Origin of the sequence: Actinopolymorpha singaporensis (assembly GCF_900104745.1) — a bacterium.
Classification (GTDB): domain Bacteria; phylum Actinomycetota; class Actinomycetes; order Propionibacteriales; family Actinopolymorphaceae; genus Actinopolymorpha; species Actinopolymorpha singaporensis.
The window spans coordinates 4,257,513-4,283,547 of sequence record NZ_LT629732.1; the positions used below are offsets into that span (position 1 = coordinate 4,257,513).

The 26,035-nt window shown below is 69.5% G+C and carries 23 protein-coding genes; 16 read left to right on the forward strand and 7 right to left on the reverse strand.

Features of this window, described 5'->3' with window-relative positions; all coding sequences use genetic code 11:
* The first annotated feature begins 87 nt into the window (after window positions 1–87).
* The 3 genes from efeU (at window position 88) to efeB (ending at window position 3,606) form a co-directional block, all read left to right on the forward strand.
* Window positions 88–969, forward strand: a complete 882-nt coding sequence (efeU, locus tag BLU27_RS19090; protein ID WP_092655034.1) for an iron uptake transporter permease EfeU — start codon at window positions 88–90, stop codon at window positions 967–969.
* An 83-nt stretch (window positions 970–1,052) separates the two neighbouring features.
* Entirely contained in the window at window positions 1,053–2,252 is a 1,200-nt protein-coding gene (gene efeO / locus BLU27_RS19095) for an iron uptake system protein EfeO (protein ID WP_092655035.1), read from the forward strand.
* A 4-nt stretch (window positions 2,253–2,256) separates the two neighbouring features.
* Complete coding sequence (efeB, locus tag BLU27_RS19100; RefSeq protein WP_092655036.1) at window positions 2,257–3,606, forward strand: iron uptake transporter deferrochelatase/peroxidase subunit; 1,350 nt, start codon at window positions 2,257–2,259, stop codon at window positions 3,604–3,606.
* Here efeB and BLU27_RS19105 read toward each other — a convergent pair.
* Window positions 3,599–4,573: a TauD/TfdA dioxygenase family protein gene (locus BLU27_RS19105; protein ID WP_092655037.1), complete on the reverse strand. Its 975-nt coding sequence runs from the start codon at window positions 4,571–4,573 to the stop codon at window positions 3,599–3,601. The genes efeB and BLU27_RS19105 overlap by 8 nt on opposite strands.
* A gap of 123 nt (window positions 4,574–4,696) precedes the next feature.
* On the opposite strand from BLU27_RS19105, the gene BLU27_RS19110 reads away from it, so the two are divergent.
* Genes BLU27_RS19110 through BLU27_RS19120 form a run of 3 tightly spaced genes read left to right on the forward strand, consistent with a single transcriptional unit; the run spans window position 4,697 to window position 7,127 of the window.
* Window positions 4,697–5,461 carry a GNAT family N-acetyltransferase gene (locus tag BLU27_RS19110; protein ID WP_092655038.1) on the forward strand — a complete coding sequence of 255 codons (765 nt, stop codon included), beginning with the start codon at window positions 4,697–4,699 and terminating at the stop codon, window positions 5,459–5,461.
* On the forward strand, window positions 5,458–6,621 hold the full coding sequence (locus BLU27_RS19115; protein ID WP_092655039.1) for a Gfo/Idh/MocA family protein: 1,164 nt from the start codon (window positions 5,458–5,460) through the stop codon (window positions 6,619–6,621). The genes BLU27_RS19110 and BLU27_RS19115 overlap by 4 nt, the downstream gene beginning before the upstream one ends.
* On the forward strand, window positions 6,618–7,127 hold the full coding sequence (locus tag BLU27_RS19120) for a cupin domain-containing protein (protein WP_092655040.1): 510 nt from the start codon (window positions 6,618–6,620) through the stop codon (window positions 7,125–7,127). The genes BLU27_RS19115 and BLU27_RS19120 overlap by 4 nt, the downstream gene beginning before the upstream one ends.
* Here the strand turns inward: BLU27_RS19120 and BLU27_RS19125 are convergent.
* Entirely contained in the window at window positions 7,096–7,920 is an 825-nt protein-coding gene (locus BLU27_RS19125; protein ID WP_092655041.1) for a hypothetical protein, read from the reverse strand. The genes BLU27_RS19120 and BLU27_RS19125 overlap by 32 nt on opposite strands.
* A 370-nt stretch (window positions 7,921–8,290) precedes the next feature.
* Between BLU27_RS19125 and BLU27_RS29995 the strand changes: the two genes are divergently transcribed.
* The 3 genes from BLU27_RS29995 to BLU27_RS19140 all read left to right on the forward strand — a co-directional run bounded on the left by BLU27_RS29995 (window position 8,291) and on the right by BLU27_RS19140 (window position 11,787).
* Window positions 8,291–10,204: an HNH endonuclease signature motif containing protein gene (locus tag BLU27_RS29995; RefSeq protein ID WP_197681493.1), complete on the forward strand. Its 1,914-nt coding sequence runs from the start codon at window positions 8,291–8,293 to the stop codon at window positions 10,202–10,204.
* A gap of 568 nt (window positions 10,205–10,772) precedes the next feature.
* The gene (locus BLU27_RS19135; RefSeq protein WP_092655042.1) at window positions 10,773–11,270 is read left to right on the forward strand and encodes a metallophosphoesterase family protein; all 498 of its coding nucleotides are present in this window, start codon (window positions 10,773–10,775) and stop codon (window positions 11,268–11,270) included.
* Between the two features lie 13 nt (window positions 11,271–11,283).
* Window positions 11,284–11,787, forward strand: a complete 504-nt coding sequence (locus BLU27_RS19140) for a DUF2127 domain-containing protein (protein ID WP_092655043.1) — start codon at window positions 11,284–11,286, stop codon at window positions 11,785–11,787.
* Between the two features lie 5 nt (window positions 11,788–11,792).
* On the opposite strand, the gene BLU27_RS19145 is transcribed toward BLU27_RS19140, so the two are convergent.
* Window positions 11,793–12,962, reverse strand: coding sequence for a calcium:cation antiporter (locus tag BLU27_RS19145; protein WP_241827517.1), 1,170 nt, complete (start codon window positions 12,960–12,962; stop codon window positions 11,793–11,795).
* 142 nt (window positions 12,963–13,104) lie between these two features.
* Here BLU27_RS19145 and BLU27_RS19150 point away from each other — a divergent pair, with 142 nt between their 5' ends.
* Complete coding sequence (locus BLU27_RS19150) at window positions 13,105–13,452, forward strand: DUF2188 domain-containing protein (protein WP_092655045.1); 348 nt, start codon at window positions 13,105–13,107, stop codon at window positions 13,450–13,452.
* 12 nt (window positions 13,453–13,464) lie between these two features.
* On the opposite strand, the gene BLU27_RS19155 is transcribed toward BLU27_RS19150, so the two are convergent.
* The gene (locus BLU27_RS19155; RefSeq protein WP_092655046.1) at window positions 13,465–14,292 is read right to left on the reverse strand and encodes an MBL fold metallo-hydrolase; all 828 of its coding nucleotides are present in this window, start codon (window positions 14,290–14,292) and stop codon (window positions 13,465–13,467) included.
* Between the two features lie 96 nt (window positions 14,293–14,388).
* On the opposite strand from BLU27_RS19155, the gene BLU27_RS19160 reads away from it, so the two are divergent.
* A complete protein-coding gene (locus tag BLU27_RS19160; RefSeq protein WP_197681494.1) occupies window positions 14,389–15,186 on the forward strand; it encodes an EI24 domain-containing protein in 798 nt (265 codons plus the stop codon).
* A 33-nt stretch (window positions 15,187–15,219) separates the two neighbouring features.
* Here BLU27_RS19160 and pdxR read toward each other — a convergent pair whose 3' ends face one another.
* The gene (gene pdxR, locus BLU27_RS19165; protein ID WP_092655048.1) at window positions 15,220–16,659 is read right to left on the reverse strand and encodes a MocR-like pyridoxine biosynthesis transcription factor PdxR; all 1,440 of its coding nucleotides are present in this window, start codon (window positions 16,657–16,659) and stop codon (window positions 15,220–15,222) included.
* Between the two features lie 47 nt (window positions 16,660–16,706).
* On the opposite strand from pdxR, the gene BLU27_RS19170 reads away from it, so the two are divergent.
* Window positions 16,707–17,177 carry a carboxymuconolactone decarboxylase family protein gene (locus BLU27_RS19170; protein ID WP_092655049.1) on the forward strand — a complete coding sequence of 157 codons (471 nt, stop codon included), beginning with the start codon at window positions 16,707–16,709 and terminating at the stop codon, window positions 17,175–17,177.
* Window positions 17,177–17,899, forward strand: coding sequence for an isocitrate lyase/PEP mutase family protein (locus BLU27_RS19175; RefSeq protein ID WP_092655050.1), 723 nt, complete (start codon window positions 17,177–17,179; stop codon window positions 17,897–17,899). The genes BLU27_RS19170 and BLU27_RS19175 overlap by 1 nt, the downstream gene beginning before the upstream one ends.
* Before the next feature lie 68 nt (window positions 17,900–17,967).
* Here the strand turns inward: BLU27_RS19175 and BLU27_RS19180 are convergent, their stop codons facing one another.
* The gene (locus BLU27_RS19180; RefSeq protein ID WP_092655051.1) at window positions 17,968–19,149 is read right to left on the reverse strand and encodes a zinc-dependent alcohol dehydrogenase; all 1,182 of its coding nucleotides are present in this window, start codon (window positions 19,147–19,149) and stop codon (window positions 17,968–17,970) included.
* Between the two features lie 133 nt (window positions 19,150–19,282).
* Entirely contained in the window at window positions 19,283–20,269 is a 987-nt protein-coding gene (locus BLU27_RS19185; RefSeq protein ID WP_092655052.1) for a sodium:calcium antiporter, read from the reverse strand.
* A 699-nt stretch (window positions 20,270–20,968) separates the two neighbouring features.
* On the opposite strand from BLU27_RS19185, the gene BLU27_RS19190 reads away from it, so the two are divergent.
* The 3 genes from BLU27_RS19190 to BLU27_RS19200 all read left to right on the forward strand — a co-directional run bounded on the left by BLU27_RS19190 (window position 20,969) and on the right by BLU27_RS19200 (window position 25,743).
* Window positions 20,969–21,406, forward strand: a complete 438-nt coding sequence (locus BLU27_RS19190) for a gas vesicle structural protein GvpA (RefSeq protein WP_092655053.1) — start codon at window positions 20,969–20,971, stop codon at window positions 21,404–21,406.
* Between the two features lie 270 nt (window positions 21,407–21,676).
* Complete coding sequence (locus BLU27_RS19195; protein ID WP_172804995.1) at window positions 21,677–24,064, forward strand: hypothetical protein; 2,388 nt, start codon at window positions 21,677–21,679, stop codon at window positions 24,062–24,064.
* Between the two features lie 62 nt (window positions 24,065–24,126).
* Window positions 24,127–25,743 carry an SRPBCC family protein gene (locus BLU27_RS19200; protein WP_092655055.1) on the forward strand — a complete coding sequence of 539 codons (1,617 nt, stop codon included), beginning with the start codon at window positions 24,127–24,129 and terminating at the stop codon, window positions 25,741–25,743.
* The last annotated feature ends 292 nt before the right edge of the window (window positions 25,744–26,035 follow it).

Consider the following 26,035-nt stretch of genomic DNA (forward strand, 5'->3'; position numbering starts at 1 on the left):
GGAACTGTCGAGCGGTCGGTTAGTTAGGCTAGCCTTCGCTTGGGAAGGCTGACCTGTCGAACGTAACCGTCGTGTCGGAGTGGACGAATGCTGGCGAACTACCTGATCGGACTGCGCGAGGGGCTGGAGGCATCCCTGGTCGTGGTCATCCTGGTCGCCTACCTGGTGAGGTCGGATCGCCGCCGCCTCATCCCGCGGATCTGGGCGGGGGTGGCGGTCGCGGTCGGTGTCTCGATGGCGTTCGGTGCACTGCTCACCTTCGGGCCTCGCGGCCTTAGCTTCGAGGCGCAGGAGGCGATCGGCGGTTCGCTGTCCATCGTGGCCGTCGGGTTCGTGACCTGGATGGTGTTCTGGATGGCACGCTCGGCCCGCGGGCTTTCGTCGGAGCTGCGTGGCCGGATCGACCGGGCTGCCGACGGTGGCCGGGCGAGCCTGGTCGTCGTCGCCATGCTCGCGGTCGGCCGCGAGGGTCTGGAGACGGCGTTGTTCCTGTGGGCGGCCACCCAGGCAGCCACCCGGACGACGCAGGGCACGACCTCCACCGTGGGCCCGCTGGCCGGTGCGGCGCTCGGGATCCTCACCGCGGTGGGCCTTGGCTACCTCATCTACCGGGGAGTGCTCCGGCTCAACCTCTCCAAGTTCTTCACCTGGACCGGCGCGTTCCTGATCCTGATCGCCGCGGGTGTGGTCGCCTACGGCGTGCACGACCTGCAGGAAGCCCGGATCCTGCCCGGGGTGAACAACCTGGCCTTCGACGTGAGCGGCACGATCGCCCCGACCTCGTGGCTGGGCACGCTGCTCAAGGGAACGCTGAACTTCTCACCCGCCACCACCTGGCTCGAGGCCGCCGTGTGGGTCGCCTACGTGGTCCCGGTGATGTTCTGGTTCTTCCGCCGGATCCGCCAGAACAACGCTCCCGCCACACCCACCGCACCGGCCGTCCCCGCGTCGGCGTCGAGTGCCGGCTGACCGTGGGCTCGGCAGACCCGAACCAGCCGATCCAGCCGATCCAGCCGATCCAGCCCAGATCCGGACCAGAAGGACACCCGTCCATGCGTCTCCCGAAGCACCCGCCGGTTCCCGCCGTCCTCTGCGTGCTCGCCGCGGCCGCCGTCATGCTGGCGTCGGCGGGCTGCACGTCCAACGAGCCGCGTACGTCCGCCGGCCGGGGCGACGGCGAAGGCGCCAAGGGTGGGATCACGGTGTCCGCTACGGACGACGCGTGCTCGGTGTCCACCACCGAGGCGCCCTCGGGGACGCTGGTGTTCGACGTGACGAACGACGGCAGCAAGGTCACCGAGTTCTACCTCTACCGTGCGGACGGGAAGACGATCGCGGGCGAGGTCGAGAACATCGGCCCGGGCCTCACCCGACAGCTCGTCGTACGTGCCCAGCCCGGCACCTACACCACGGCCTGCAAGCCCGGCATGTCCGGCGACGGTATCCGGGCGCGCTTCACCGTGACCGGTTCGGGCACGGCTGTCACCGGAGCCGACCAGCGCCTGCTCGACCAGGCGGCCGCACGCTATCGGTCGTACGTCGCGGCCGAGGCCGGCAGGCTGCTCAGCGGTACGAAGCAGTTCGTGGCCGCCTACAAGGCGGGGCAGTACGACCGGGCCCGTGAGCTGTACGCCCCGGTGCGCGTGCACTGGGAACGCATCGAGCCGGTCGCGGAGTCCTTCGGTGACCTCGACCCGAAGATGGACCTCCGCGAGGCGGATCTGGCGGCGGGCCAGACCTGGACCGGCTGGCACCTGCTGGAGAAGGACCTCTGGTGGCCGGCCGACGCGCGAGGCGCGCAGCGGCTCACCGACGCCGAACGCGCGAAGTACGCCGACCAGCTTCTCGCCGACACCGGCGACCTGCGCAAGCGGGTCGCGACCCTGAACTACCAGCCGGACCAACTGGCCAACGGCGCCAAGGAACTCCTGGACGAGGTGGCCACCGGCAAGGTCACCGGCGAGGAGGAGATCTGGTCGCACACCGACCTGTTCGACTTCCAGGCCAACATCGACGGTGCCAGGGTCGCCTTCGACGCGCTGCGTCCCGTGGTGGACAGGAAGGATCCCGCCCTGGGCAGCGTCATCGAGCACCGCTTCGCCGCTCTGCAGAAGCAGCTCGCCGAATACCGCCGCGGCGACGGATTCGTCTCCTACACCGACCTCTCCCAGACCCAGGTCAAGCAGTTGTCGGACTCGGTGAACGCACTGGCCGAGCCGCTGTCCCGCCTCACCGCCACCGTCCTGGTGTGACGACATGACCGACGACGCCATCCGGAAGTCCACCCCGAAGTCCACCCCGAAGTCCATCCCGAAGTCCACCCGGGACGGCGTGAGCCGGCGCCGGCTGTTCGGCCTGGCCGGGGCCGGTGCGGCCGTGGGCGCGGCCGGGTTCGCCGGCGGGTTTGGGGTTGCGCATGCCGCCGAGGCGGATGCCTTCGACCCCGCCCGGTCGTCGGACCGGGGCGCTGGGGACCGGTACCCGTTCCACGGCGCCCACCAGGCCGGCATCGTCACGCCCGCGCAGGACCGGCTGCACTTCGCGGCGTTCGACGTCACCGCGACGACCCGCGCCGAACTCGTCTCGCTCCTGCGGGAGTGGACCGCCGCCGCTGTCGCGCTGACCCATGGCGACACGGTCGGTGGCGGCACGCCGGGGGCGTACGAGGCGCCTCCGCCCGACACCGGAGAGGCGCTGGGCCTGCCGCCGTCGCGGCTGACCCTGACGTTCGGCTTCGGGCCGTCCCTCTTCCGCGACGCCGAGGGGAACGACCGGTTCGGGATCGACGACCGAAGGCCGCGGGGACTGCGCCGGCTGCCGCACTTCCCCAAGGACAACCTCGACCCGGCCCGCAGCGACGGCGACCTGTGTGTGCAGGCGTGCGCGGACGATCCGCAGGTCGCCGTACACGCGATCCGGAACCTGTCCAGGCTCGCCTTCGGCACGGCCGCGTTGCGCTGGTCCCAGCTCGGTTTCGGCCGTACGTCATCGACGTCGAGGACCCAGCAGACGCCGCGCAATCTCTTCGGCTTCAAGGACGGCACCGCCAACCTCAAGGCGGAGGAGACCCGGCTGGTCGACCAGCACGTGTGGGTGGGCGCCGCCGACGACCCGAAGGCGCGCTGGCTCGCCGGCGGCTCCTACCTCGTTGCCCGCCGGATCACCATGAACATCGAGACGTGGGACCGTACATCCCTGCGGGAGCAGGAAAATCTCGTCGGCCGGGACCGGCCCGAGGGTGCACCGCTGTCGGGTGGGACGGAGTTCACCCCACCCGACCTCACGGTGAAGGGATCCGACGGCAAGCCGCTGTTGACAGCCGACTCCCATGTCCGGCTTGCGCATCACAGCCAGAACGACGGCGTACGGATGCTGCGGCGCGGCTACAACTTCACCGACGGCAACGACGCGCTGGGCCGGCTCGACGCTGGCCTGTTCTTCGTCGCGTACGTTCGCGATCCGGACACGCACTACATCCCGATGCAGACCAGGCTGGCCGCCCGGGACGGCCTGATGGAGTACCTCCAGCACCGCGGCTCGGCGCTGTTCGCCGTGCCGCCGGGCGTGCGCCCTGGTGAGTACGTCGGCCAGGCGCTGTTCACCTGACCGCCGGCACCTCGGAGTAGTGCGAGGCGTCGCCCTTGCGTACGGCACTTCGCTCACCGTCCACGCTCACCGGAACGTCGCCGGCCAGGGTGATCCGGTGCAGCAGCCGCGGATGGTCGTCGTAGTCGTCGACGGCGTAGTGCTGGGTCGCGCGGTTGTCCCAGATCACGAGGTCGCCGGGCAACCAGTTCCACCGGACGGTGTTGTCCAGCCGGGTCACGTGCCGCTGCAGGAGTTCGAACAGTTCGCGGGAGTCTCGGGTGCTCAGGCCGACGAACCGGCGTACGAAGTGACCGAGCAGCAGGGACCGCTCGCCGGTCTCGGGGTGGACGCGCACGACCGGGTGCTCGGTCTCGAACTCCTCCTGCCCGAACTCGGCACGGTACTCCTGCTGCCTGACGTCGATCCCACCGAGCCGCCGCTCGTCCCGCTCGGCCGCGTAGTCGTAGAGGTTGGAGTGCACCGCCCACAGTTCGTTCGCGAGGGCCTGGAGCGCGGGGTGCAGGGTGTCGTACGCCCGTACGGTGTTGGCCCACACCGTCGACCCGCCGTAGGGAGGAAGGACCAGCGCGCGGAGCAGGCTGATCGCGGGCACCCGGTCGACGAACGTCACGTCGGTGTGCCAGCTGTTCGCCTTGCTGTAGTCGGAGTCGATCGGCAGGACCGCGTCGCCGTCTCCGGCCACGGTGGGATGCGGTTTCGTCGGGGTGCCGAGCAGCGACGCGAACTCCCGCTGGCCGGCGTCGTCGAGGTGTTGCTGGTCGCGTAGGAAGACCACCCGGTGCGCCAGGAGGGCCCGCCGGATCTCGGCGACAGTGGCCGGTTCGACGTCGCCGCCGACGCTCACTCCGCCGATCACGGCGCCGATGGTCCCGGAGGTCGGGCGTACTTCGATGCGTTCGTAACCGTCCTCGGTCGCGTCGGGCCGGTCGGTGGTCAGGTCTGAGAGCGTGGTGAGCGTGGTCATAATCCCTACTATCCCGCTGGGAATTGTCGCTAAACCAGGGCTGTCCCGACCCGTGGACGGTGGTTAGGCTGGCTCGACGTTGGGCGAACACCCTCTGGAGGTCACGATGACCGTGGTGCGCCGATGACGAGCCTGGAGCAGTCGCCGTCGGCCGGAACGAACGGTTCCGTGGGATCCGCCGGCGGGCACCCACTGGACAACCCGGTGTACGCGGCGCTGACCGGTCCGCACGCGCACCTTGCCGAGACTCTCGGACGGGCCGTTCGCTACCAGCCCGACGTCTCGCCGTTCGCCGCACTGCCCGGCGAGCCGACCGAAGCCGACTGGGCCGACCTGGCCCGGCTGACCGGTGCCGGGTCGGTCGTGACCCTGTCCGGCGGGCACGTCGTTCCGCCGGACGGGTGGGGTGTGGTGCAGCGACTCGAGGGTGTCCAGTTCGTCGAGTCCGGGGTCGACTTCCGCGCGGACGAGGAGGCCGAGCCCCTCGGCGCGGACGACCTGCCGGAGATCCTCGACCTGGTGAAGCGAACGCAGCCGGGACCGTTCCGGAAGCGCACCATCGAGTTCGGCGGCTACCTCGGAATCCGTCGCGGCGGCCGCCTGGTGGCCATGGCCGGCACCCGCGTGCACCCGCCCGGGTGGACCGAGATCAGCGCCGTGTGTACCGACGACGCACACCGCGGCCAGGGCCTGGCCGGCCGGCTGGTCCGCACCGTGGCCGCCAACATCCGAGCCGATGGACGGACGGCGTTCCTGCACGCGGCGGCCACCAACGCCTCGGCCGTTCGGCTCTATACCGCGCTCGGGTTCGTGTTGCGGTGCGAGACGCCGTTCGTCGTCCTGCGCGTCCCGGAGCACGCCGGCAGCGCGGAGGGAGCGAACCGATGACGATCGACGTCGCGGTGGTGGGCGGGAGGTTCGGCGGTGAGTTCCTGCCGCTGTACCGCAGCCATCCCGAGGTGGGCCGGGTGGCGCTCTGCGACATCGACCAGGACACCTTGCACAGGGTCGCCGACACGTACGGCGTACGCGACCGGTTCGACAGCCTGGAAACGTTGCTGGCCTCCGACGACTTCGATGCGGTGCACATCGCCACTCCGGTTCGCTTCCACGTCGACCAGAGCGTCGCGGTGCTCGACAGCGGCCGGCACTGCGCGTCGGCGGTGCCGATGGCGACGACGCTGGACGGGATCCGCCGGGTGCTGGCCGCGCAACGGTCGTCTCGACGTACGTACATGATGATGGAGACGATGGTCTTCGGGCGGGAGTTCTTCCACGTCCGTGACCTGTACGAGCGTGGTGAGCTCGGTGCGTTGACGTTCCTGCGCGGCGCGCACATCCAGAACCTCGACGGATACCCGCGCTACTGGTACGGCTACCCGCCGATGACGTACTCCACGCACGCGCTCTCCCCGCTGCTGGCGCTGGCCGGTGCCCGGGTGCGGACCGCCGTAGGGCTGGGGTCGGGCCGGCTGACCCCCGACCGCCGCGGCGACTTCGACAACCCGTTCCCGGTGGAGACGGCACTTTTCCAACTGGACAAGGGAGATCTGGCAGCCGAGGTCACGGTGTCGTTCTTCCAGACCGGTCGTACGTACTACGAGGGTTTCTCCGTGTACGGGCACGAGGCGGGCGTGGAATGGCCGCAGCTCAACGAGGACGACGGACTGCGGGTGTACAGGTTGGAGCCGCTCGGCGGCGGAGACGGACCCGTCGGCCGCGGCCGCAGCGCGTCGGCGACCGTCGTCCACCCGCTGGACCGTCCGGACCTGTTGCCGCCGGAGCTGGCGCCGTTCGTTCGGCCCACGACCTTCCACCCTGGCGAGGGTGCGCCTGCCGTGCGACTGGGCAGCGCGCACGGCGGTTCACACCCGCATCTTGTGCACGAGTTCGTGACCAGCATCGTGGACTCCCGCGCGCCAGTGGTCGACGCACTCACCGCCGCGGCCTGGACGGCGCCCGGGATCTGTGGACACGAGTCGGCGCTGCGAGGCGGCGAACGCATCGAGGTCCCGGACTTCGTTTCCGAGCAGGAGGTACGCGCATGAACCACCCCGCTGTCCCGCCCGTCCCGGACGACCCGTTCCACCGGATGCTGCACCACGTCGCGCCGGCGGGGCTGTCCGAGGCGACCGCGCAGAGTGCGGGGATGCGACGGGTGGAGGCGATCAGTGGCAAGTCGGTCGGGTCCCGTCGGCTGTGGATGGGCCAGACGCACGTAGCGCCGGCGACCGCCTCGGAGAACCACCACCACGGTCATTCCGAGACAGCGATCTTCGTGGTGAGCGGGCGACCGGAGTTCGTCTTCCTCGACCTGGAAGGGCCTGAGCCGCGGGAGGTCCGGATCGTGACCGGCCCGGGGGAGTACATCTACGTGCCGCCGTACGTCCCGCACCGGGAGGAGAACCCGGACCCCGACCAGGAGGCACTGGTCGTCATCGCCCGTACGACGCAGGAGGCGATCGTGGTCAACCAGCCGGACCTGCGCTGGACCGGTCCGGTGATGACCAACAGCGAGGACGTCAGGGAGCGCCAGCGCCGTCGCCGCCGATGAACGTGACGCGCCGGAGGCCGTCGAACAGCGGATGGTCGCCGGCGCCCTCGGTCAGCGCCTGGCAGTCGAAGAGTTCGAGTACGAACCCCTCGCCGCCGAGCTTCAGGTAACGGGTGGGCAGGACGTCGCGGGATCCGAGACGGTGCAGGTTCATCGGGTCGAGTCCCAGTACTCGCAAGGGCTTGTGGCCGGTAGTGGTGAGCACCACCTTGTCGTTGCGGGCAAGGAGGGCTTGACGGCGGGAACGGCGTTCCTCCCGCAGCGCCGCGACGGCTTCCCGTGCCCGGGCGACGGCGGTCGCGCGGTGTCCGGCGGAGAAATCCCTCCGCGTGGCGTCGGCGACGGCAGGTTGGAGCAGGTCGTCGAGGTACGACGTGTCGTCGGTCTCCAGCCTTGCTTGCCAGCCTGGCGTGAACCGGTCGAGGAGCAGCGCGATCGCCTCCCCGGTCGCGTAGGCGGCACGGCGGATGTCGTCCGGACGTACCGGCTCGGCCAACGCCCCCAGGCACCGCGGTCTGCCCGCTACCCTGCCCTCCACGTAGTACGCGAGACCCTCGCAGCGCTCCACATCACGCTCGTACTGCGCGGCCGCGTCAACGAGGATCTGCCGGCGCTCCCGCCGCAGAGTGAGAGCCGTCGCAGCCCAGCCGGCCGACGTCTTCCGGGCGCCGGAGTCTGAGCCGGTCTCGAAGGCGGCGAGCACGGCGCGGCGGAGGGCCTCTGCCTCCAGGCGGCGCAGCGTGAGCACGTCCGCGTCTTCAACGGGGTAGCCCAGGGCCGCGGACTCGTCCACGAATCTCCTGGATGACGCTGCCGGCAGAAGACGTGGAAGGTCTCGTGCGCGATCTCCGCCCGTACGTCCAGATCGTCGCGCCCGGCCCTGAGGACTGTCGGCGTGAGCACGCCACCGAGTTCGACCGCTGAACTGGCGACGACGGCCGGGTGCCGACCGGCGAAGACGAGGGCGTCGTCTGCCTGCGGCTGGAATCCGGGTACGGGACACGGCCACGGCGCCGGTCACCGCGCGCGCCCGACCACCGGCTCGATGACCGGCGACCTACGCAAGAAGCATGGTTCGCGCAAGTTAGGTTGGCGTTGATTCGTCTTGTGGGTAAGGGGTTTCCGGCGCGCATGAGCCGATCTTGTTCGGTAGAATCGAACGCGTGAGCGATGGCGGTGGGTGCTTCGACGGCCACCTGGGTGATGAGCCCGGTGGCCGTCGGGTGCTGCCTGCGGGGTTTGCTGATCTGCCGGCGGGTCTTGGGTTGGCTGCCGCGGTGGCGGGGGTCGACGTGGCTGGGTGTAACGGGTTCGAGTTGGAGGAGTCGATCAAGGCACGGCGGCGGCTGATCTGCTGGCTGGAGGCTGAGTGCCTGTCCGATGTGAACGCGCTGGCCTACGCCGAGCCCGGCATGGTTGACGGCCCGGCCGGACGCAGGGTGACGCCGGATCCGATGACCCCGGAGGTCCTGGAGCCGTTGCTGGGGTGGACCGGCTACCGGGCGCACCAGTACGTGGCCCTGGCCGCCACCCTGCCCCGCCTGCCGCGGGTACGTGAGGCGTTGGCCAGCGGGCAGCTGGAGCTCAACGATGTGCGGGTGATCGTGGACCGGATCACCGACGCCGAACCCGATGTGTGGGGTGCCATCGAGGAGGCGATCTTCCCCAAAGTCCTGGAACTGCGGGGCGGGTTGTTGCGGGCCAAGGTGGAGGCCGAGGTCGTCACAGCAGACCCCGACGCCGCCGCCAAACGTCACCGCGCGGCCAGGTCCGGGCGGAACGTCGCGATCTGGCCCGCCGTCGACGGCGTCGCCGACCTCGCCATCCGCGGCCTGTCCGCAGGCCAGGCAGCTGAGGCGTACGGCCACATCGACGCCATCGCCCGCGCAGTCAAATCAACCGGTGACCCGCGCACCCTCAGCCAACTCCGCGCCGACGTCGCCGCCGCCCTACTCACCGGCACCGCCGACATCAAAGACTGCTCAGCCCCAGCGGCCACCCACCACACCAAGCAAGAAGAGGCGCAAAGCCAGGCACAACACCAGCCTGCGCAGGACCAGGCCGAACGAGCCGAAGGTGAATCCGAGCAGACGCCGGACGAACAGGGGCACTGTCCCATTCACTGCTACCCCGACCACGACCTGCACAGCGCCGGATGTGACTGCGGTGACTGCGCTCCCGCCGGAACCGCAAACACCACCGCCCACTACACCCCCTGCCACTGCTCCACCACGCACGACAGCGCAGCCCACGACGCCGCGGAGCGCAGCGCAGCCGCAGAGGACGCAGATAGCAGCGCCATCGGGCAGAACGCAGCGGGACGCGGCGCAGCCACAGGCGGTGCAGCTGCTCCCGACGGCGGGCGGCCTACCGCGGGTCAGATCCCGCGGCAGAACCGCCGACCCGACGAAACGGCCGACCCGCCGGATCCGCCTGATCCACCGACAGGTAACCCGACACCACCAACACCGCCCTGGTGCTCCTCACAACCGAGCTGGGGTGCCATACGAACGCGGGCGAAGATCCAGCTGAACGTGCCGCTGACCACCCTGATGGGACTCAGCAGCCAGCCTGGTGAGCTCGGCGGGTTCGGGCCGGTCATCACCGAGGTCGCCCGCCGCGTGGTGGCGAACAATCTCGGCAACCCCGAGGCGAGATTCAGTGTCGGGGTCACCCACCCGGTCACCGGGCGGTTGTTGCATCTGCATCCCATCCCGGCGAGGTTCCTGCGCGGGCTGCAGGCAGAGCTGGTGCATGCCCGCGACCAGCGCTGCGCATGGACCACCTGCAGGAGACCGGCGGCGACCTGCCACCTCGACCACAACACCGAACACCACCACGGCGGCCAAACCGCCGTGGACAACATCGCACCGCTCTGCCCACGCCACCACAAAACCAAGACCGAACGCGACTGGAAACTCGAGCAGACCGGCCCCGGCGAACACATCCTCACCGACCCCCACGGCCGGCAATACCACAGCAGAACACCATCCCTCACCGACCCGGTGGTACCACCCGAGCGAGCAGTCACCACCACGGGCACAAGGACGGTCGACAATGACCTACCGCCGTTCTGAGAAGCCTTTCAAGAGCTGTTAACGAAGCTCACGATCTCTGCCATGGTGGGTCGTATCCATCGGTCGTGTCGACCATCAGCGTCGGCGCGGAGAGGGAGATCGCGGCATGGATGTCCTCCTCACCCGCGGGATTTCGGTCTCCGATCGTCGTGGCGTGGGCGGCCTTCCGCACCGGATTGGACGCAACCAGTACGCCAAAGAACGTAGGCAACGTCTGTCTGGTGAGCGGATCACCTGGACCCGGTCGAAAGCCTGGGTTGGCGTTGACCATGCCCTCCACCGTTGTCCCACCACGCCTCGTCGCGACCGGCAGGGCCCGGCAAGGTGGCGTTGACACGGCGAATGTGTAGTACGGCCAAGGACTCGAGCACGTCGTCGGACACATCGACCTCCGAGGCGAGTGTGCTGCGGTCGCGTCGGTCCCGTCGGCCAGTAGTTCCGGAAGTGCGCTCACCGGGTCCTCACCCAGTCCGGCGCGTACTCAGGCCGTCCGACCGCATCCGCCGAGACTGCCATGACACCGCCGCGCCCCACCGCTGCTGGGCCGTGGTGGGACATGATGGGGCCGATGAGAGTGGTCGTCCTGTCCGACACGCACGCGCCTCGGCGGTGGAAGTCGTGCCCGGAGCGCGTGGCCGAGCATCTGCGGACGGCAGATGTGATCCTGCATGCGGGTGACGTGTGTACGCCTGACGTACTGGACGAACTCGCGGCCTTCGCCCCCGTTTATGCCGTCGTCGGCAACAACGACGGACCCGAGGTCGCCGAGTGGGGCTCGGGCGTGCCGGAGGTCCTCGAGACCACCCTGGCCGGCGTTCGGGTGGCGATGGTGCACGACAGTGGGCAGGCGACGGGGCGGATGGCACGGATGCGACGGCGGTTCCCGAACGCCGACCTCGTGGTGTTCGGGCACTCGCACATCCCGTTGACGCAGACCGAGGACGGCGTACGGATCTTCAACCCCGGCTCGCCGACAGACCGGCGACGGCAGCCGCACGGAACGATCGGCATCGTCGTCCTCCAACGCGGTCGGGTGAAGGACGCGTCGATCGTTCCGGTGACGTAGGGCAGGTGGCGACATGGCCTGGTTCAAGCCCGGGGATCTGCTGGACCGCACCTTCGAGGTCGGGATCATCCTCAAGGGGCTGGATGGCCTGCTCGAACTGGTCGGCGGGATCCTGCTGCTGGCGGTGTCGCCCGCCACCCTCAACCGGCTGGTCGTCACGCCGACCCAGCACGAGATCTCCGAGGACCCGCACGACTTCGTGGCCACCCACCTGCTGCACCTGACGGCCGGCCTCCACCGGTCGACGGTGTGGTTCGGTGCCGTCTATCTGCTTCTGCACGGCGCGGTGAAGATCGTCCTCGTCGTCGCGCTGCTGCGCAACCAGCTGTGGGCGTACCCCTGGACGATCGTGTTCCTGCTCGCCTTCATCGGCTACCAGCTCTATCGCATCGCGCTCCATCCGACGGTCGGACTCGTGCTGTTGACCGTCTTCGACGCGTTCGTCGTCTGGTTGACCTGGCGCGAGTACGGCCGACAACGTGCCGCCGGCCGCACTCGCTCAGCCGCGCCGGGGTGACACCGTCACGGGCTCACCGCGAGGAAGAGGAACGCGACCAGCAGGACGAGATGGACACCACCCTGCAGCCGCGTCGCCCTGCCGGGTACCACCGTGAGGACGCTGACGACCACGGTGAGCGCCAGGAGGACGAGCTGAGTGGCCCCGAGGCCGAGGTGGAGCGGACCCTTCAACCAGATCGACGCGAGCGCGATCGCCGGGATCGTGAGCCCGATGCTCGCCATCGCCGAGCCGTAGGCAAGGTTGAGGCTGATCTGCGTCCGCTGCCTGCGGGCGGCGCGTACGGCAGCGATCGTCTCCGGCAGCAGGACGAGCAACGCGATCACCACGCCGACGAACGACTGCGGGAATCCGGCCGCCTTCACCACGGTCTCGATCGCGGGTGACTCGACCTTCGCCAGGCCCACCACGGCGACGAGCGCCACCAGCAGCAGCGCGAGGCTTGTCAGTGCCGCTCGGGTGCTAGGGGGAGCGGCGTGTTCGTCGGCGTCGCCGCTCTCGTCGACGTCGCCCGTCTCGACCTCGGCTCGCTCGGATGTGGGAGCGTTCCCACGTCCGGCGGCCGGCTCGTCGTCATGGTGGACGGGCAGGAAGAAGTCGCGGTGCCGCACCGTCTGGGTGAGCACGAACATGCCGTACAACAAGAGCGAAACGATCGCCGCGAAGATGAGCTGGGCGGCGGAGAAGGCCGGGCCGGGGGCACCGAGGGTGAAGGTCGGCAGCACCAGGCTCAACGCAGCCAGGGTCGCCACAGTCGCCAGCGCGGCTCCACTTCCCTCCGCGTTGAACCGGGTCGTTCCATAGCGCAGCGCGGCCACCAACAAAGAGATCCCGACGATGCCGTTCGTGGTGATCATCACCGCGGCGAAGACGGTGTCCCGTGCCAGTTGGGACGTCTCCGGACGACCCGAGACCATCAGGGTCACGATCAGCGCGACCTCGATCACCGTCACAGCCACCGCGAGGACCAGCGAGCCGAAGGGTTCGCCAACCCGGTGCGCCACGACCTCCGCGTGGTGCACCGCGGACAGCACCGCTCCTGCGAGTACGACCGCGATCACCAGCGCGAACGGGACCGCCAGGTACCGGCCCCAGGTGAGTGCCAGCGCGAGAAGGGCGAGCAGCGGTACGACGGTCGTCCACGAGACGTACGGCGGGCGGCGGGGGAGCGTCACGGCATGGAGCCTTCCAGTCGTGGCGGACGAATGGGTGAGAACCCTGAGCGGCAATTGTAAAGGCAAGGCAAAGTTGCCTGGTGAAGCGGCAGGTGCCGTAGGCCGGACGGCGTCTGGCCTGCGTCGGGGATAGTTTGGGCACATGAGCGAGCTGCCGGAGCGACCCGACGTGCCCCAGGAGACCCACTCCGGGCTGGCCCAGGCCTGGGCCAGTGCGGGGGAGGCCGCGCAACAGTTGAGTGAGGCACGTCAGACCGAGCAGGAGACGACTGCCCGGGAGACGTCGGGCACCACGCCCGCGCCCGTCAGGTACTCCGTGCTCCCCGCCGGCGGCGCGTTCCACGTCAAGCGGGGTGACGAAGTGGTCGGCTACTACACCGACCGCGACGCGGCCCTGGCCGACGCTCGCAAGCTCGCGGGTGGCGACAGCCCCAGCCGGGTGGTCATCCACGACGACGACCGGCGCCCAAGTGAGGAAGAGACGTACTGAGCGGCCCGAGCGTCACAGCGTCAGCGACTCACCGCGCTCGACGTAGCTGACCCGAGAGGCCAGCCCACGCCGCTCCACCTCCGCACGGAAGTCCGACAGCGGCGAACGCATCACGTCGTAGTCGTCGTAGTGGATGGGCACCGCCCGACGTGGTGAGATCGTGGCCAGCAGGTCCGCGCCCTGCTCGGCGTCCATCGTCACCACCATCCCGCCGGGCAGGGTCGTCCCGCCGAGATGGAGCAGCGCCAGGTCGGTGGCCGGGAAACGCTGGGCGATCTCCTCCACGGCCGGGTACATCAGCGTGTCGCCGGTGATGTAGAGCCGGTGGTGCACCTCGCCTTCGGCGGTGGCGAGTTCGAGAACGCTGCCCATCACCGGGGGCAGCAGGTGGCGGATCGGCCCGGGTGCGTGCCGACCGGGTGTCGAGGTGATCCGGAGCACCATGCCGCCCTTGGCCATGGTGTGCTGCTCCCAGGTGCGCAGTCCCACCGCGCGCCGGAAGCCGTGCAGTCCCTGCAGCCGCCGCGAGGCATGTGGCGTGGTGACGATCGGCAGCCCGGAGTCCAGGTTGCGGCGGGCCACCCGGTCCCAGTGGTCACCGTGCAGGTGGGACAACACCACCGCGTCCAGCGGCGGAAGCTGGTCGACGCGCAGTGCCGGCTCGGTCAGCCTCCTGCTGGTCAGCCCGTGCCCGAGGTAGGCACGCTGACCGCGGTGCAGGAAGTTCGGGTCGGTGAGCAGGGTGAAGGGGCCGTACTTCAGCAGTACCGTCGCGTTGCCGACGAAGAACAGCTCACCGACGGACTGTGGCGTGGCGGAGTTGGCAGGGTCATGGGACATGGCTTCCGGCTACCCTGTCCACGGCTGATCATTCGGTGGTACTCCGCGGAGTTGGCCGGCGGCCCCAATCGGAGGCACGCCCTAGACTCACCGATCGTGAGTACGCGATCGGCTCCGGCATCGGCGGTCAGCTACCCCGGCGGTTTCCTCACCGGCGTGGGACTGCTGGTGCGCGGTGTGCGCATGTACGCCGCGAACCCCCGGCTCGCACTGCTCGGCGTCGTGCCGGCTCTCATCACCGGAGTATTGTTCCTCGGCGCCTTCCTCACCCTCGCGTACTTCGCCGGTGACGTGGCCGCAGTGCTCACACCGTTCGCCGACGACTGGTCCGGAAGCACCCGTACGTTCGTGAGGTTCGCCGCCGGTCTGGCGTTGCTCGGCCTGGCCGCCCTGATCGGCGTCATCGCGTTCACCGCGGTCACGCTCGCGATCGGTGGGCCGTTCTACGAGCGGATCTCCGAACGCGTCGAGGAGCAGTACGGCGCCGTGCCGAACCCGGTCGAGGTCGGCTGGGCCCGGTCGCTGCGGCGCGGGGTCACCGACTCGTCCCGCCTCGTCGCCCGGTCGGTCATGGTCGGGGTCCCGTTGTTCGTGGCGGGTTTCCTGCCGGTGGTGGGGCAGACGGCCGTGCCGGTGCTCGGTGCGGTGCTCGGCGGCTGGCTGCTCGCGGTCGAACTCGTCGGAACGCCGTTCGAACGGCGGGGGATGGGCCTCGCCGAACGCCGCCGGGCGCTGCGGAGGATCCGGCCGGTGACCGCGGGCTTCGGCGTCGCGGTGTTCGTGGTCTTCCTGATCCCACTCGGCGCGGTCGTGTTCACTCCGGCGGCGGTCGCCGGCGCCACGCTGCTCGCCCGGCGGGCGCTCGGCGAGCCCACCGAGCGGCGCCGCTCCTGAGGACAGCCCGCCCCACGTCCAACTTCCCACGTCCTACTTCCCACGTCGGCTCCGCCGGCGTTCGTCGGGGTAGGCGAGGGCCCGGCACAGTGCGGCGAGCGCACCGGGAAAGAGATGGTCCGGCGGAGTGCCGTACCCCACGATGATCGCGTGCCGGACCGGCTTCGGCGTACCGAACGTCAGGGGAGCGAGTCCGGCCACCCCTAGCCCTTCCCGTCGCGCCCGCGCAACCACCTGCTCCTCCGTACCCGCCGGAACCTCCAGCAGGACGTGCAGGCCCGCGGCGATCCCGCTGACCCGGACGTGCGGCACGGCCCGTGCGAGCGCGGCGACCAGGCGGTCACGACGGCGCCGGTAGCGGGTCCGCATCGCGCGTACGTGCCGGTCGTAGTCGCCGGAGGAGATGAACTCCGCCAGGGTCAACTGCTCGACCGTGGACACCTGCCAGGGGGACAGTCCGAGTTCGAACGCGGTGGCGACGAGCCGCTCCGGCAGGACCATCCAGCCCAGGCGCAGGCCGGGTGCGAGACTCTTGCTGGCCGTACCCAGGTAGACGACGTGCTCGGGGTCCAGGCCCTGCAACGCGCCGACCGGCTGGCGGTCGTAGCGGAACTCACCGTCGTAGTCGTCCTCCAGGATCACGCCGCCACCGGCCCGCGCCCAGTCGATCACCTGCGCGCGCCGCTCCGGTGACAGCGCCCCGCCGGTGGGGAAGTGGTGCGATGGTGTCAGGAGCGCAGCCTGTACGCCGAGTTCGGGCAGCGGCGCCGGGTCCGCGCCGTCCTCGTCGTGGGGGAGGGGCGACAGGCGCAGCCCGCAACCGGTGAGCCGCGAGCGGTGTTCGGGCAGGCCGTACGCCTCCACCGCGACCCGCCGCACACCGTGCGCGCGGAGCACCTCGGCCATCCGCCACAGGCCCTGCATGGTGCCCGCGCACACCAGGATCCGCGAGGGGTCCGCGTACACCCCGCGCGCCCGGGCCAGATAGTCGGCGAGCGCCTTGCGCAGCTCCGGCCGGCCCGACGTCGCCTGGTACCCGAACGCCTCACTGGGTGCGGCCGTCACCGCCCGGCGGGTCGCGGCGACCCAGGCCGTTCTGGGAAAGGCCGACAGGTCCGACGAACCCGGCATCAGGTTGTAGGTCGTACCCGGCAGCAGGGGATGGGCCGGCTCGGGCACGGCACGTGGTCTCGTGCGCCGCGACCTCACGCGCTCGGCGACCACCGTGCCCGAACCCTGGCGCGCCGTGAGCCAGCCCTCGGCGACGAGTTCGGCGTAGGCGTCGGCCACGGTGTTGCGGGCGATCCCCAGGTCGGCGGCCAGCGCGCGCGAGGACGGCAGCCGGGTGCCCGGTGTGAGCCGGCCACCTCGAACGGCGTCACGCAACTCCCGGGTGAGCGCGGCGCCCAGCCCGCGACCGCGGTGTGCGAGATCAAGGTGGAGGTCCAGTGAAGTGGCCCACGATTCCGCCATGGAAATGGACCATATCCCTGGGCTGATCCGGCCGTAGCGTTGAGGCCATGACACAGCGAATCAACGTTTACCAGCACTCGCCGAAGGTCCTCTCCCTGCTGATCAAGCTTTCCGCGGAGGCAGCCAAGGACCTGGATCCGAAGATCAAGGAACTCGTGGTGCTGCGTGCCTCGCAGATCAACCGTTGCGCTTACTGCATCGACATGCACACCAAGGACGCCCGTGCCGGCGGCGAGACCGAGGAGCGCATCGCGCTGGTGGCGGCGTTCGAGGAGGCGGACAACTTCTTCACCGAGAAGGAGCGGGCGGCGCTGGCGCTGACCGAGGCGGTCACGATGCTGACCGACGGCTTCGTGCCGGACGAGGTGTACGAGCGGGCGGCCAAGCACTTCGACGAGAAGGAACTCGCCCAGCTCATCTGGACGATCGCGGTGATCAACACGTTCAACCGGCTGAACGTCACCGCCCGGACCGAGGCCGGCAGCTACACGCCCGGGCAGTTCGCGGGTCAGCACTGATGTCCGTGGACACCTTCCGCGCACTCCACCACGGGCGGGCGACCGGAGATCCGCTGATCCTGCCCGGGCCGTGGGACGTGGCAAGTGCGAGGGTTTTCGTGGACGCGGGCTTTCCCGCCCTGGCCACGCCGAGCATGGCCATCTCTGCGTCACTCGGCTACCCCGACGGACAGGGGACGCCGCCGACGGAGATGTTCGCGGCGATCGCGCGGATCGCCCATGCGGTGGACGTCCCGGTGTCCGCCGACGTCGAGGCGGGCTACGGGCTACCGCCGGCCGAGCTCGTCGAACGCGTCCTCGATGCCGGAGCCGTCGGGGTCAACCTCGAGGACTCCGACCCGGCGACAAGCGAGCTGGTGGAGCCGAAGCGGCAGGCCGACTACCTGGCCGCGGTGCGCGCCGCGGCGGGCGACGACCTGTTCGTCAACGCCCGCATCGACACCTACCTGCGTGGCGCCACCTCACCGGAAGCGGCGATCGACCGCGGCAAGCACTACGCGGCGGCAGGCGCCGACGCGGTGTACCCCATCTTCGCTCCGCCGGAACAGCTGCGGCCGCTCGCCGACGGGATCGGCCTGCCTGTCAACGCTGCTGCCCGACCGGACGGCCCGTCCCCGCGGGAGCTGGGCCGGCTGGGCGCCACCCGCATCACCTTCGGCGGCGGTCTTCACCTGCGCACGTTGGCGGCGCTGAAGTCCGTCGCCGGGCAACTCACTGCCTGAGAAGCCGGAACGGCGGGCCGCGGCTGCATGCCACGGCCCGCCGTTCGTGTTGCACCCGCTTCCCCGGTCTATGGTGTCAACAAGATCTTGACAGCGCCGTCCTCCTTGCGCTGGAACATCCGGTACGCCTCCGGTGCCTCACTCAGCGGAAGGCGGTGGGTGGCGAAGTCCTCCACGCCCAGCGGGTCGCCGTCCCCGGTGACCAGGGGGAGCAGCTCGTCCACCCAGCGCCGGACGTTGGCCTGCCCCATCCGCATGGTGACCTGCTTGTCGAACATCTGCATCATCGGCATCGGGTCGACCATTCCGCCGTACACGCCGCTGACCGAGATGGTCCCACCCCGCCGTACGGCGTCGATCGCGCCGTGCAGTGCCGAGAGCCGGTCGACGCCGCCGCGTTCGGTCATCGCCGCCGCCAGCGGCTTGGGAAGCATGCCCACGAGCTGGTGGGCGGCCTTGCCGAAGGGCGCCCCGTGCGCCTCCATTCCCACCGCGTCGATGACCGTGTCCGCGCCGCGGCCGTCGGTGAGATCCCGGATCGCGTCGCCGACGCCACCCTTGCCGGCGTCGATGGTCTCGACGCCGTACTTCTTAGCCAGCGCTAAGCGTTCGGGAACGAGATCGACGCCGATGACCTTGCGCGCGCCCCGATGCGCGGCGACCCGGCACGACATCTGACCGATGGGCCCGAGACCGAGCACCGCGACCGTCGAGCCCGAGGTCACGTCGCCGTACGCCACCGCCTGCCAGGCGGTCGGCAGTACGTCGGACAGATAGACGAAGCGCTCATCGGACGGGCCCTCCGGAACCTTGATCGGCCCGTAGTGTGCCTGGGGCACGCGGAGGTACTCCGCCTGGCCGCCGGGCACCTGGCCGTACAACTTGGTGTAGCCGAAGAACGCGGCACCCTTGTCCTGGTCGCGCACCTGCGTCGTCTCGCACTGGCTCTGCAGGTTCCGCTCGCACATGTAGCAGTGGCCGCAGGAGATGTTGAAGGGGATCACCACCCGGTCGCCCGGCCCGATGTGGGTGACCTGCTCGCCGACCTCCTCCACGATGCCGATCGGCTCGTGGCCGAGGATGTCGCCCTCGGTCATGAACGGTGTGAGCACTTCGTACAGATGCAGGTCGGAACCGCAGATGGCGGTCGTCGTCGTCCGGATGATCGCATCGGTGGGTTCCTTGATGGCCGGGTCGGGAACCTCGTCGACGCGGACGTCTCGCTTACCGTGCCACACCGCTGCCTTCACGCGTCCACCTTTCCAGCTGGGTTGGCCGGGGTCGGAGTTGGTCAGTCAGGTCCGGTCGAGCCAGCGCCGGTCGTCGGGTCGCCGTCTCGATCATGTTTCGTGCCCGGTACGAGCCGCCGCAAACGTTCGGGTGTCACGCCGCCAGTCCGACGTAGGCCACGAAACCGGCGTAGAGCACTCCCCACGCTGCCATCGAGAGCCGGGTGAACTGCCGGCTGCGTAGCACGGCATACAGCGCGAGCCCGCCGCCGGCGAGCGCACACCCGACCGCCAGGGTGCTCGGCGCGGTGAACGACCAGGGCGTGAACGCGAGTCCGACCGCGACCGGCACCATCGACTGGAACACCATCGCCCCTGTGACGTTGCCCAGGGCCAGGGCGTCTTTGCCTCGCCGCGTCCACAGGACGCTGTTGGTCTTCTCCGGAAGCTCGGTCGCAAGCGGTGCGAGGACGAGTGCGAGGACCAGCGGGGAGATGCCGACCTGGTGGGCGATGCCCTCCACCTGGGTGACGAACACCTCGGCACCGCCGACGATGGCGGCCACCCCGACCAGCATCTGGGCGACGACGGTGACGTTGTGCGGGGGGTCGTGCTTGGTCGGGTCGAAGTACAGGGGGCGCGGCTCCTCCTGTTGCTCGCCGCCGTGCCCGACCGTTCGCCAGACGTAGACGCCGTACGCGACCAGGAACACCACCGCCGCGACGACGTTGACCGACTGGTTGCCGATCAGTCCCAGGATGCCCGCCACGGCGATGAAGACGCCGAAGACGATGAGGTCACGGGCTGTGGTCGGGGTGTGCACCGCGAGCTTGGAGTCGTTGTCGCGCCTGCGCGCGAACATGTGGGTGGAGACACCGATCACCAGCATCCCCAGAGTGGCCAACAGGAACGGCGCACCGAGGATCGCACCGATCGCGATCTGCCCGGACTGGTCACCGCTGAGGATGGCGACGATCGGGATCACCGACTCCGGCAGAGCGGTCGCGGTGGCGGCGAGGACGCTGCCCACCGCACCCGCGCCGAGTCCGAGCCGGATACCCGCCCACTCGACGGCGTTGGTGAACACGACGGCACCGCCGAGCAACAGCGCGAAGGAGACGGCGAGCAGAAGGTAGGCCATGGTCGGAGCAGGTTAGCGGCGCGGTGATCCAGATGCGTGTCACCGAGGACGCGTGGAGCGCTGCCGGACGGCGGGGTCGGTAGCCGGTCGAGACGCGCATGGAGTGACCGTTTTCGGGTATTCGACTCGAATGTCCCCCGTCTGCCTGACGGCCGGTCCGGGGATCACTGCCGTACGCCATCACCCCGTACCTGACTGTCAAGTTGTGCTTGACGGCGACGTGGGGATCCGCGCGTCCCCCTACACCGCTCTTCTCGCGACTGCCTCTGTCGGCAAAGACGTCCGGCCGTCTGCATGACCGCGCCGGTTTTCGGCCGCGCGACACAATGCGGCGTATGCGTTATGGTCGCCAGATCCCGGAAGGGATCATGTGCACGACGACCTGACAGACCTGCGCCCGAAACCTGGTAGTGGTGATGAGCGAGCAGACACAGGCCCGACGGCCCGGTGGGTCCGGCGTCGCCCGGGGTCGGCCGAGGAGTGATGTCGCCCAGGTTGTGAGTACCGCCACGCTATGTTCCGCTGACCCTCGCGGTACGGCGGGCGTGGCGTGACGAGTCGCCACCGCCGGCCATGGTCGCGTGCGCGCGGCCTCCCTTTACCTCAACTTCGTCGCCGGTCATACGGGGGCAGACAGACCGCAGACGCAACCACCCCCTTTGACCGATACGTAGCGAGACGAACACGTGGAGGGACCCAATGGCAACAGCGACGCAGGGCATCAACCGGGCGCCCCGACCCAGCAGCCTCGCGGACGTGCTCGAAGTCATCCTCGACAAGGGCATCGTCATCGACGCGTACGTCCGGGTGGCGGTGGTGGGGATCGAACTCCTCACCATCGACGCGCGAATCGTGATTGCGAGTGTGGACACCTACCTACGGTTCGCCGAGGCCGTCAACCGGCTCGACATGCAGCCGCAGGGACAGGTCGCGGGTGTCCCCGGCCTGATTCGCGAAGTCACCGAGGGCGGCGCCAAGTACAAGACGAAGGGCGCGCTGTCAGGCGTGAAGGACACCGCCAAGGAAGTGATCTCTTCCTTCACCGGCGATGACGACGAGGACGAGTCGAGTACGCCCCGCAAGCGTTCGTCGAGCCGCTCGGGTTCCCGTTCCCGTCGCAGCGACGACAACGGCTGACAGGCCGCACACCGGGGTCGTGTCTCCGCGCCCAGTCACCGGACATATCTCGAAGGAGAAGCAGTGGACGACAGAGCCAAGATCGGCGCGGCGATCGCGGGAGGGTACCTCCTCGGCCGAACGAAAAGAGGCAAGGCCGCGGCAAGTTTCGCGCTGTGGCTGGCCGGGCGCCAGCTCGGGGTCGAGCCCCGCGAACTGGTGCGCGAAGGACTTCTGAAACTGGTTCAGACGCAGCAGGTCAACGAGATCGCCGCTCAGCTGAGAGGACCGTTGCTGGCCGCGGGCCGCAAGGCGGCGATCGCCACCGTCGAGTCCCGGCTGAACAGCCTGTCGGACAACCTGAACCAACGCACAGCCGACATCACCAGCCGTGCGTCGAAGGTGGCCGACCAGGCGACCGGGGCCGGCTCCGACGTCGCCTCGGACGTGACCGACCGGGCATCTGACGCGACGGACAGGGCGACGTCGGCGGGCGACAAGGCGGGGAAGCGCGGTGCCGGGCTCGCCGGCAGGGCGTCGGGCCTGACCGACCGGCTTCGGCCGGGTCGCAAGCGGGCGGCCGCGGACGAGGACGTCGAGCCCGACGAGGACGAGTACGACGACGCGGAGGGCTCGGACGAGTACGACGACGCGGAGGGCTCGGACGAGCCCGACGACGCGGAGGGCTCGGACGAGCCCGACGACGCGGAGGGCTCGGACGAGCCCGACGACGAGGACGACTTCGACGACGAGTACGACGACGAAGACGACGACGAGGCTGACGACGACGAGGACGACTTCGACGACGACGAAGACGGCGACGAGGCTGACGACGAGTCGGACGACGAGGACGACTTCAACGACGAATACGACGACGAAGACGACGACGAGGCTGACGACGAGGCTGACGACGAGTCGGACGACGAGAGCGACTTCGACGACGAATACGACGAGACGGATGAAGAGGCTGACGGCGACGTCGACGACGACCTGCCGGAAGACGAGTACGACGACGAGCCCGACGAGAGGGATGAAGAGGCTGACGGCGACGAGCCCGAGGACGCGGACGGCGAGGACGAGTCGGATCGTGACGACGTGGCCGACGTCGACGAGCCGGACGACGACTCTGACGGTGAGCCTGCCGACGACGTCGACGACGACCGGCCCGAGGACGAGTACGACGACGAGGCCGACGAGGACGAGTACGAGGGCGAGCCTGACGGGAAGGACGAGCCCGAGGGCGAGTACGACGAAGAGTCCGAGGACGAGGCTGACCGCGAGGACGACTACGACGATGAGTCCGACGAAGACGGTGACCGCGAGGACGACTCGGGCCGGGACGAGGTAGCCAACGAGGCCGACGAAGAGGGCCCCGACGACGAGGGTGACGACGACGCCGACGACTACGACGACTCCGATGGCGATGGCCCTGACGGCGCCGTCCCCGGCAGCGACGATGACCAGCCTGAGGCCGAGTTCGACGAGTCGGCAGGCGACGAAGGACCTGAAGGTGAGTCTGCCGACCGGTCCGAGGGCGACTCTGACGAGGCCGACGAGCCGGACGAGGACACGCCGGATGACGAGCCCGAAGCCCAGGACGAGTCGGATGAGGGCTCGGATCGGGAGAACACCGACGACGCTCCCGCGGTAGCGGAGTCCGGCGACCGTTCCGACGACGAGCCCACCGACCGGTCCGAAGACGGCGAGGACGACGACCAGTCCGACGCCGAGTCCCCCGAGGACTCCGGCGAGTTGGATCCTGGTTCGGAGGCCGAGGCAGAGACCGATCCCGCCCTCGGAGCCAGTGCGGAAGAGGCCGGCAAGGCGTCGGACGCGCCGGTAAAGAAGGCTTCCACCGCTCGCAGGGCGAGGAAGACCAGCTCCGGTCGTGGAGGCAAGAAGGCTGCCTCGTCGGGTGAGGCGAAGAAGGCCGCCGCCTCCCGCGGCGGGGCGAAGGCGACCTCCGCCCGGGGTGGGGCCAAGAAGGCCGCTTCGTCGGGTGAGGGTGCGAAGAAGGCGACATCGGCGCGGGGTGGGGCCAAGAAGGCCACAGCTGCGGATGGTGGGGCGGCGAAGAAGGCGACATCGGCGCGGGGTGGGGCCAAGAAGGCCGCTTCGTCGGGTGAGGGTGCGAAGAAGGCGACATCGGCGCGGGGTGGGGCCAAGAAGGCGACCTCCGCCCGGGGTGGGGCCAAGAAGGCAGCCTCCTCCGGTGGTGGGGCCAAGAAGGCCGCTTCGTCGGGTGGGGCGAAGAAGGCCGCCGCCTCCCGCGGCGGGGCGAAGGCGACCTCCGCCCGGGGTGGGGCCAAGAAGGCCGCTTCGTCAGGTGAGGGCGCGAAGAAGGCGACATCGGCGCGGGGTGGGGCCAAGAAGGCGACCTCCGCCCGGGGTGGGGCCAAGAAGGCAGCCTCCTCCGGTGGCGGGGCCAAGAAGGCCGCTTCGTCAGGTGAGGCGAAGAAGACGACCTCCGCTCGGGGTGGGGCCAAGAAGGCAGCCTCGTCGGGTGAGGGTGCGAAGAAGGCCGCATCGCGCACAGCTGCGAAGAAGACCACATCAGCCGGCGGGGCGAAGAAGGCCGCATCCTCCCGCACCGGTGCCAAGAAGACCGCATCGACTGGTAGCGCGAAGAAGACGGCTTCGTCCCGAGGCGGGGCGAAGAAGTCGGCATCAGCGTCCTAGAGCCGTACCTCGAACTCTGGACGTAGGTCCACGCGCACCGGTCGGTAAGGAGAGGAGAGCAGATGGCAGGCAAAGGAAAGTCGGTGCTGGCCGATGTCGGGTCGTCACTGCTGAAGGGACCTGTGGGGGATCGCCTCAAGCAGGAGGCACGCGAGTTCGCCACGGCCCGGGGGTCGGACTTCGTCCAGTCCCTCGGCGGCCGGCTCGAGGGGGTCACGCAGCGGCTGGAAGATCACGCCGAGAACCCCAACGGCCGTAAGAACAAGAACGGCGGCGGCGACGAGGAGGGTCAGGAGGACGGCGACGACTCCCAGCCCGGCCGCCTCGCCTCGCTGGGGTCAGGCCTGAAGGACAAGGCCAAGTCGCTTGTCGGCAAGGGCGACGATGACGGTGAAGACGGCGAAGACGGCGAAGAGGGAGAAGGCGGCGAGGGCGGCGACGGCGAGAAGAAGGGCCGTGGCAAGGGGCGGTCCGGTCCGAAGATGACCAACATCATCGAGGACATCAACGTCGGTGTGCCGGTGTCGGTGGCGTACGACCAGTGGACGCAGTTCCAGGAGTTCGGCTCGTTCATGAAGGGCATTCGAGGGGTCGACGCCAAGGACGAGGTGGAGAGCAACTGGCGCGGCAAGGTCTGGTGGTCCACTCGTAGCTGGAGTGCTCGCGTCACGGAACAGATTCCGGACCGGAAGATCGCCTGGACGACCGATGGTGCGAAGGGCACCACGAAGGGCACCGTCACCTTCCACCCGTTGGCCGACGACCTCACCAAGATCCTTGTGGTCGTCGAGTACTACCCCAAGGGGTTCATGGAGAAGACGGCGAACCTCTGGCGGGCGTTCGGCCGTCGGGTGCGTCTCGACCTCAAGCACTTCCGCCGGTTCGTCACCACACAGGGTGAGGCGTCCGGGTCGTGGCGCGGTGAGATCCGCGACGGCGAAGTCGTTCGCGAGCCCGACGAGAACGACGACTACCGCCGCGAGGACGATTTCCGTCCGCCGAACAAGCTCCACTCGGATGACTCAGAGGACTCCGACTTCGACGACGAGACGGAAGACGACGAGTTCGACGACGAGTTCGACGACGAGGACGACGACTTCGACGATGAGGACGAAGGCTCCGAAGAGGACGACGAGCCGACCGACGAGTTCGACGAAGACGGTGAGCCTTCGGACGAGTCCGAGGACGCCGATCAGGGTGACGACGAGGGTGCGCCCGAAGACGCGGCGGATTCGGATGAGCCGACCGACGAGTCCGAGGACAGCTCCGACGCCTCCGACGACATCTCGGACGAGCGCGCTGCTGAGTCCGAGCAGGGCGACGAGCCGAGCGACGAGTCGGAGAACGACGCGGACGAGCCGGCCGAGAGGCCTGCGCGCAGGCGTCGTCCGAGCTCGCGTGAAGGCGCGCGTAAGCGCCCGCGCCGGCGCCCCGACAGCGAGTCCGGCGACGGCTCGGATGAGTCGGCCGCCGAGTCCGACCAGGGCGGCGACCAGTCCGACGAGTCCGGGGACAACGCGGACGAGCCGGCCGAGAGGCCCGCACGCAGGCGGCGCCCGAGCTCGCGTGAGGGTTCGCGTCAGCGCTCGGAGCGGAGCTCCGACGGTGAGCGCAACGGCCGTTCGAGCGAAGGCCGTCGCTCTCCCCGCCGGGCCCGGAAGTCGACCACCTCGGCATGAGCACCAAGCGGTGAGCCACACCGCGTTGAGATGAACGAAGTCGTGCCTCTCGCGAGCAGCGGGGGGCACGACTTCGTCCGCGGTGAAGTGTCGTCCGCGGTGAAGTCAGTCGGCGCCAAGCGCTCTGGAGTGGGTGGGAACTTCAGCCGGCGTCCAGTCCGCGCAGGCGGCGACCGTCCCCGTCCAGACGCGTTGCGGTGCGACCCGGACGAACAACCCGGTGAGCGCGTGCGTGACCCGCTGGTGCCGAGGGTCAGGCTCTCCTCCACCGGCCAGACGCTGCCCGGCTCGG

Coding starts and splice junctions, on each gene's coding strand:
- efeU (WP_092655034.1), top strand. CDS start 88: ATGCTGGCGAACTACCTGATCGGACTGCGCGAGGGGCTGGAGGCATCC.
- efeO (WP_092655035.1), top strand. CDS start 1,053: ATGCGTCTCCCGAAGCACCCGCCGGTTCCCGCCGTCCTCTGCGTGCTC.
- efeB (WP_092655036.1), top strand. CDS start 2,257: ATGACCGACGACGCCATCCGGAAGTCCACCCCGAAGTCCACCCCGAAG.
- BLU27_RS19105 (WP_092655037.1), bottom strand. CDS start 4,573: ATGACCACGCTCACCACGCTCTCAGACCTGACCACCGACCGGCCCGAC.
- BLU27_RS19110 (WP_092655038.1), top strand. CDS start 4,697: ATGACGAGCCTGGAGCAGTCGCCGTCGGCCGGAACGAACGGTTCCGTG.
- BLU27_RS19115 (WP_092655039.1), top strand. CDS start 5,458: ATGACGATCGACGTCGCGGTGGTGGGCGGGAGGTTCGGCGGTGAGTTC.
- BLU27_RS19120 (WP_092655040.1), top strand. CDS start 6,618: ATGAACCACCCCGCTGTCCCGCCCGTCCCGGACGACCCGTTCCACCGG.
- BLU27_RS19135 (WP_092655042.1), top strand. CDS start 10,773: ATGAGAGTGGTCGTCCTGTCCGACACGCACGCGCCTCGGCGGTGGAAG.
- BLU27_RS19140 (WP_092655043.1), top strand. CDS start 11,284: ATGGCCTGGTTCAAGCCCGGGGATCTGCTGGACCGCACCTTCGAGGTC.
- BLU27_RS19150 (WP_092655045.1), top strand. CDS start 13,105: ATGAGCGAGCTGCCGGAGCGACCCGACGTGCCCCAGGAGACCCACTCC.
- BLU27_RS19155 (WP_092655046.1), bottom strand. CDS start 14,292: ATGTCCCATGACCCTGCCAACTCCGCCACGCCACAGTCCGTCGGTGAG.
- pdxR (WP_092655048.1), bottom strand. CDS start 16,659: ATGGCGGAATCGTGGGCCACTTCACTGGACCTCCACCTTGATCTCGCA.
- BLU27_RS19170 (WP_092655049.1), top strand. CDS start 16,707: ATGACACAGCGAATCAACGTTTACCAGCACTCGCCGAAGGTCCTCTCC.
- BLU27_RS19175 (WP_092655050.1), top strand. CDS start 17,177: ATGTCCGTGGACACCTTCCGCGCACTCCACCACGGGCGGGCGACCGGA.
- BLU27_RS19185 (WP_092655052.1), bottom strand. CDS start 20,269: ATGGCCTACCTTCTGCTCGCCGTCTCCTTCGCGCTGTTGCTCGGCGGT.
- BLU27_RS19190 (WP_092655053.1), top strand. CDS start 20,969: ATGGCAACAGCGACGCAGGGCATCAACCGGGCGCCCCGACCCAGCAGC.
- BLU27_RS19200 (WP_092655055.1), top strand. CDS start 24,127: ATGGCAGGCAAAGGAAAGTCGGTGCTGGCCGATGTCGGGTCGTCACTG.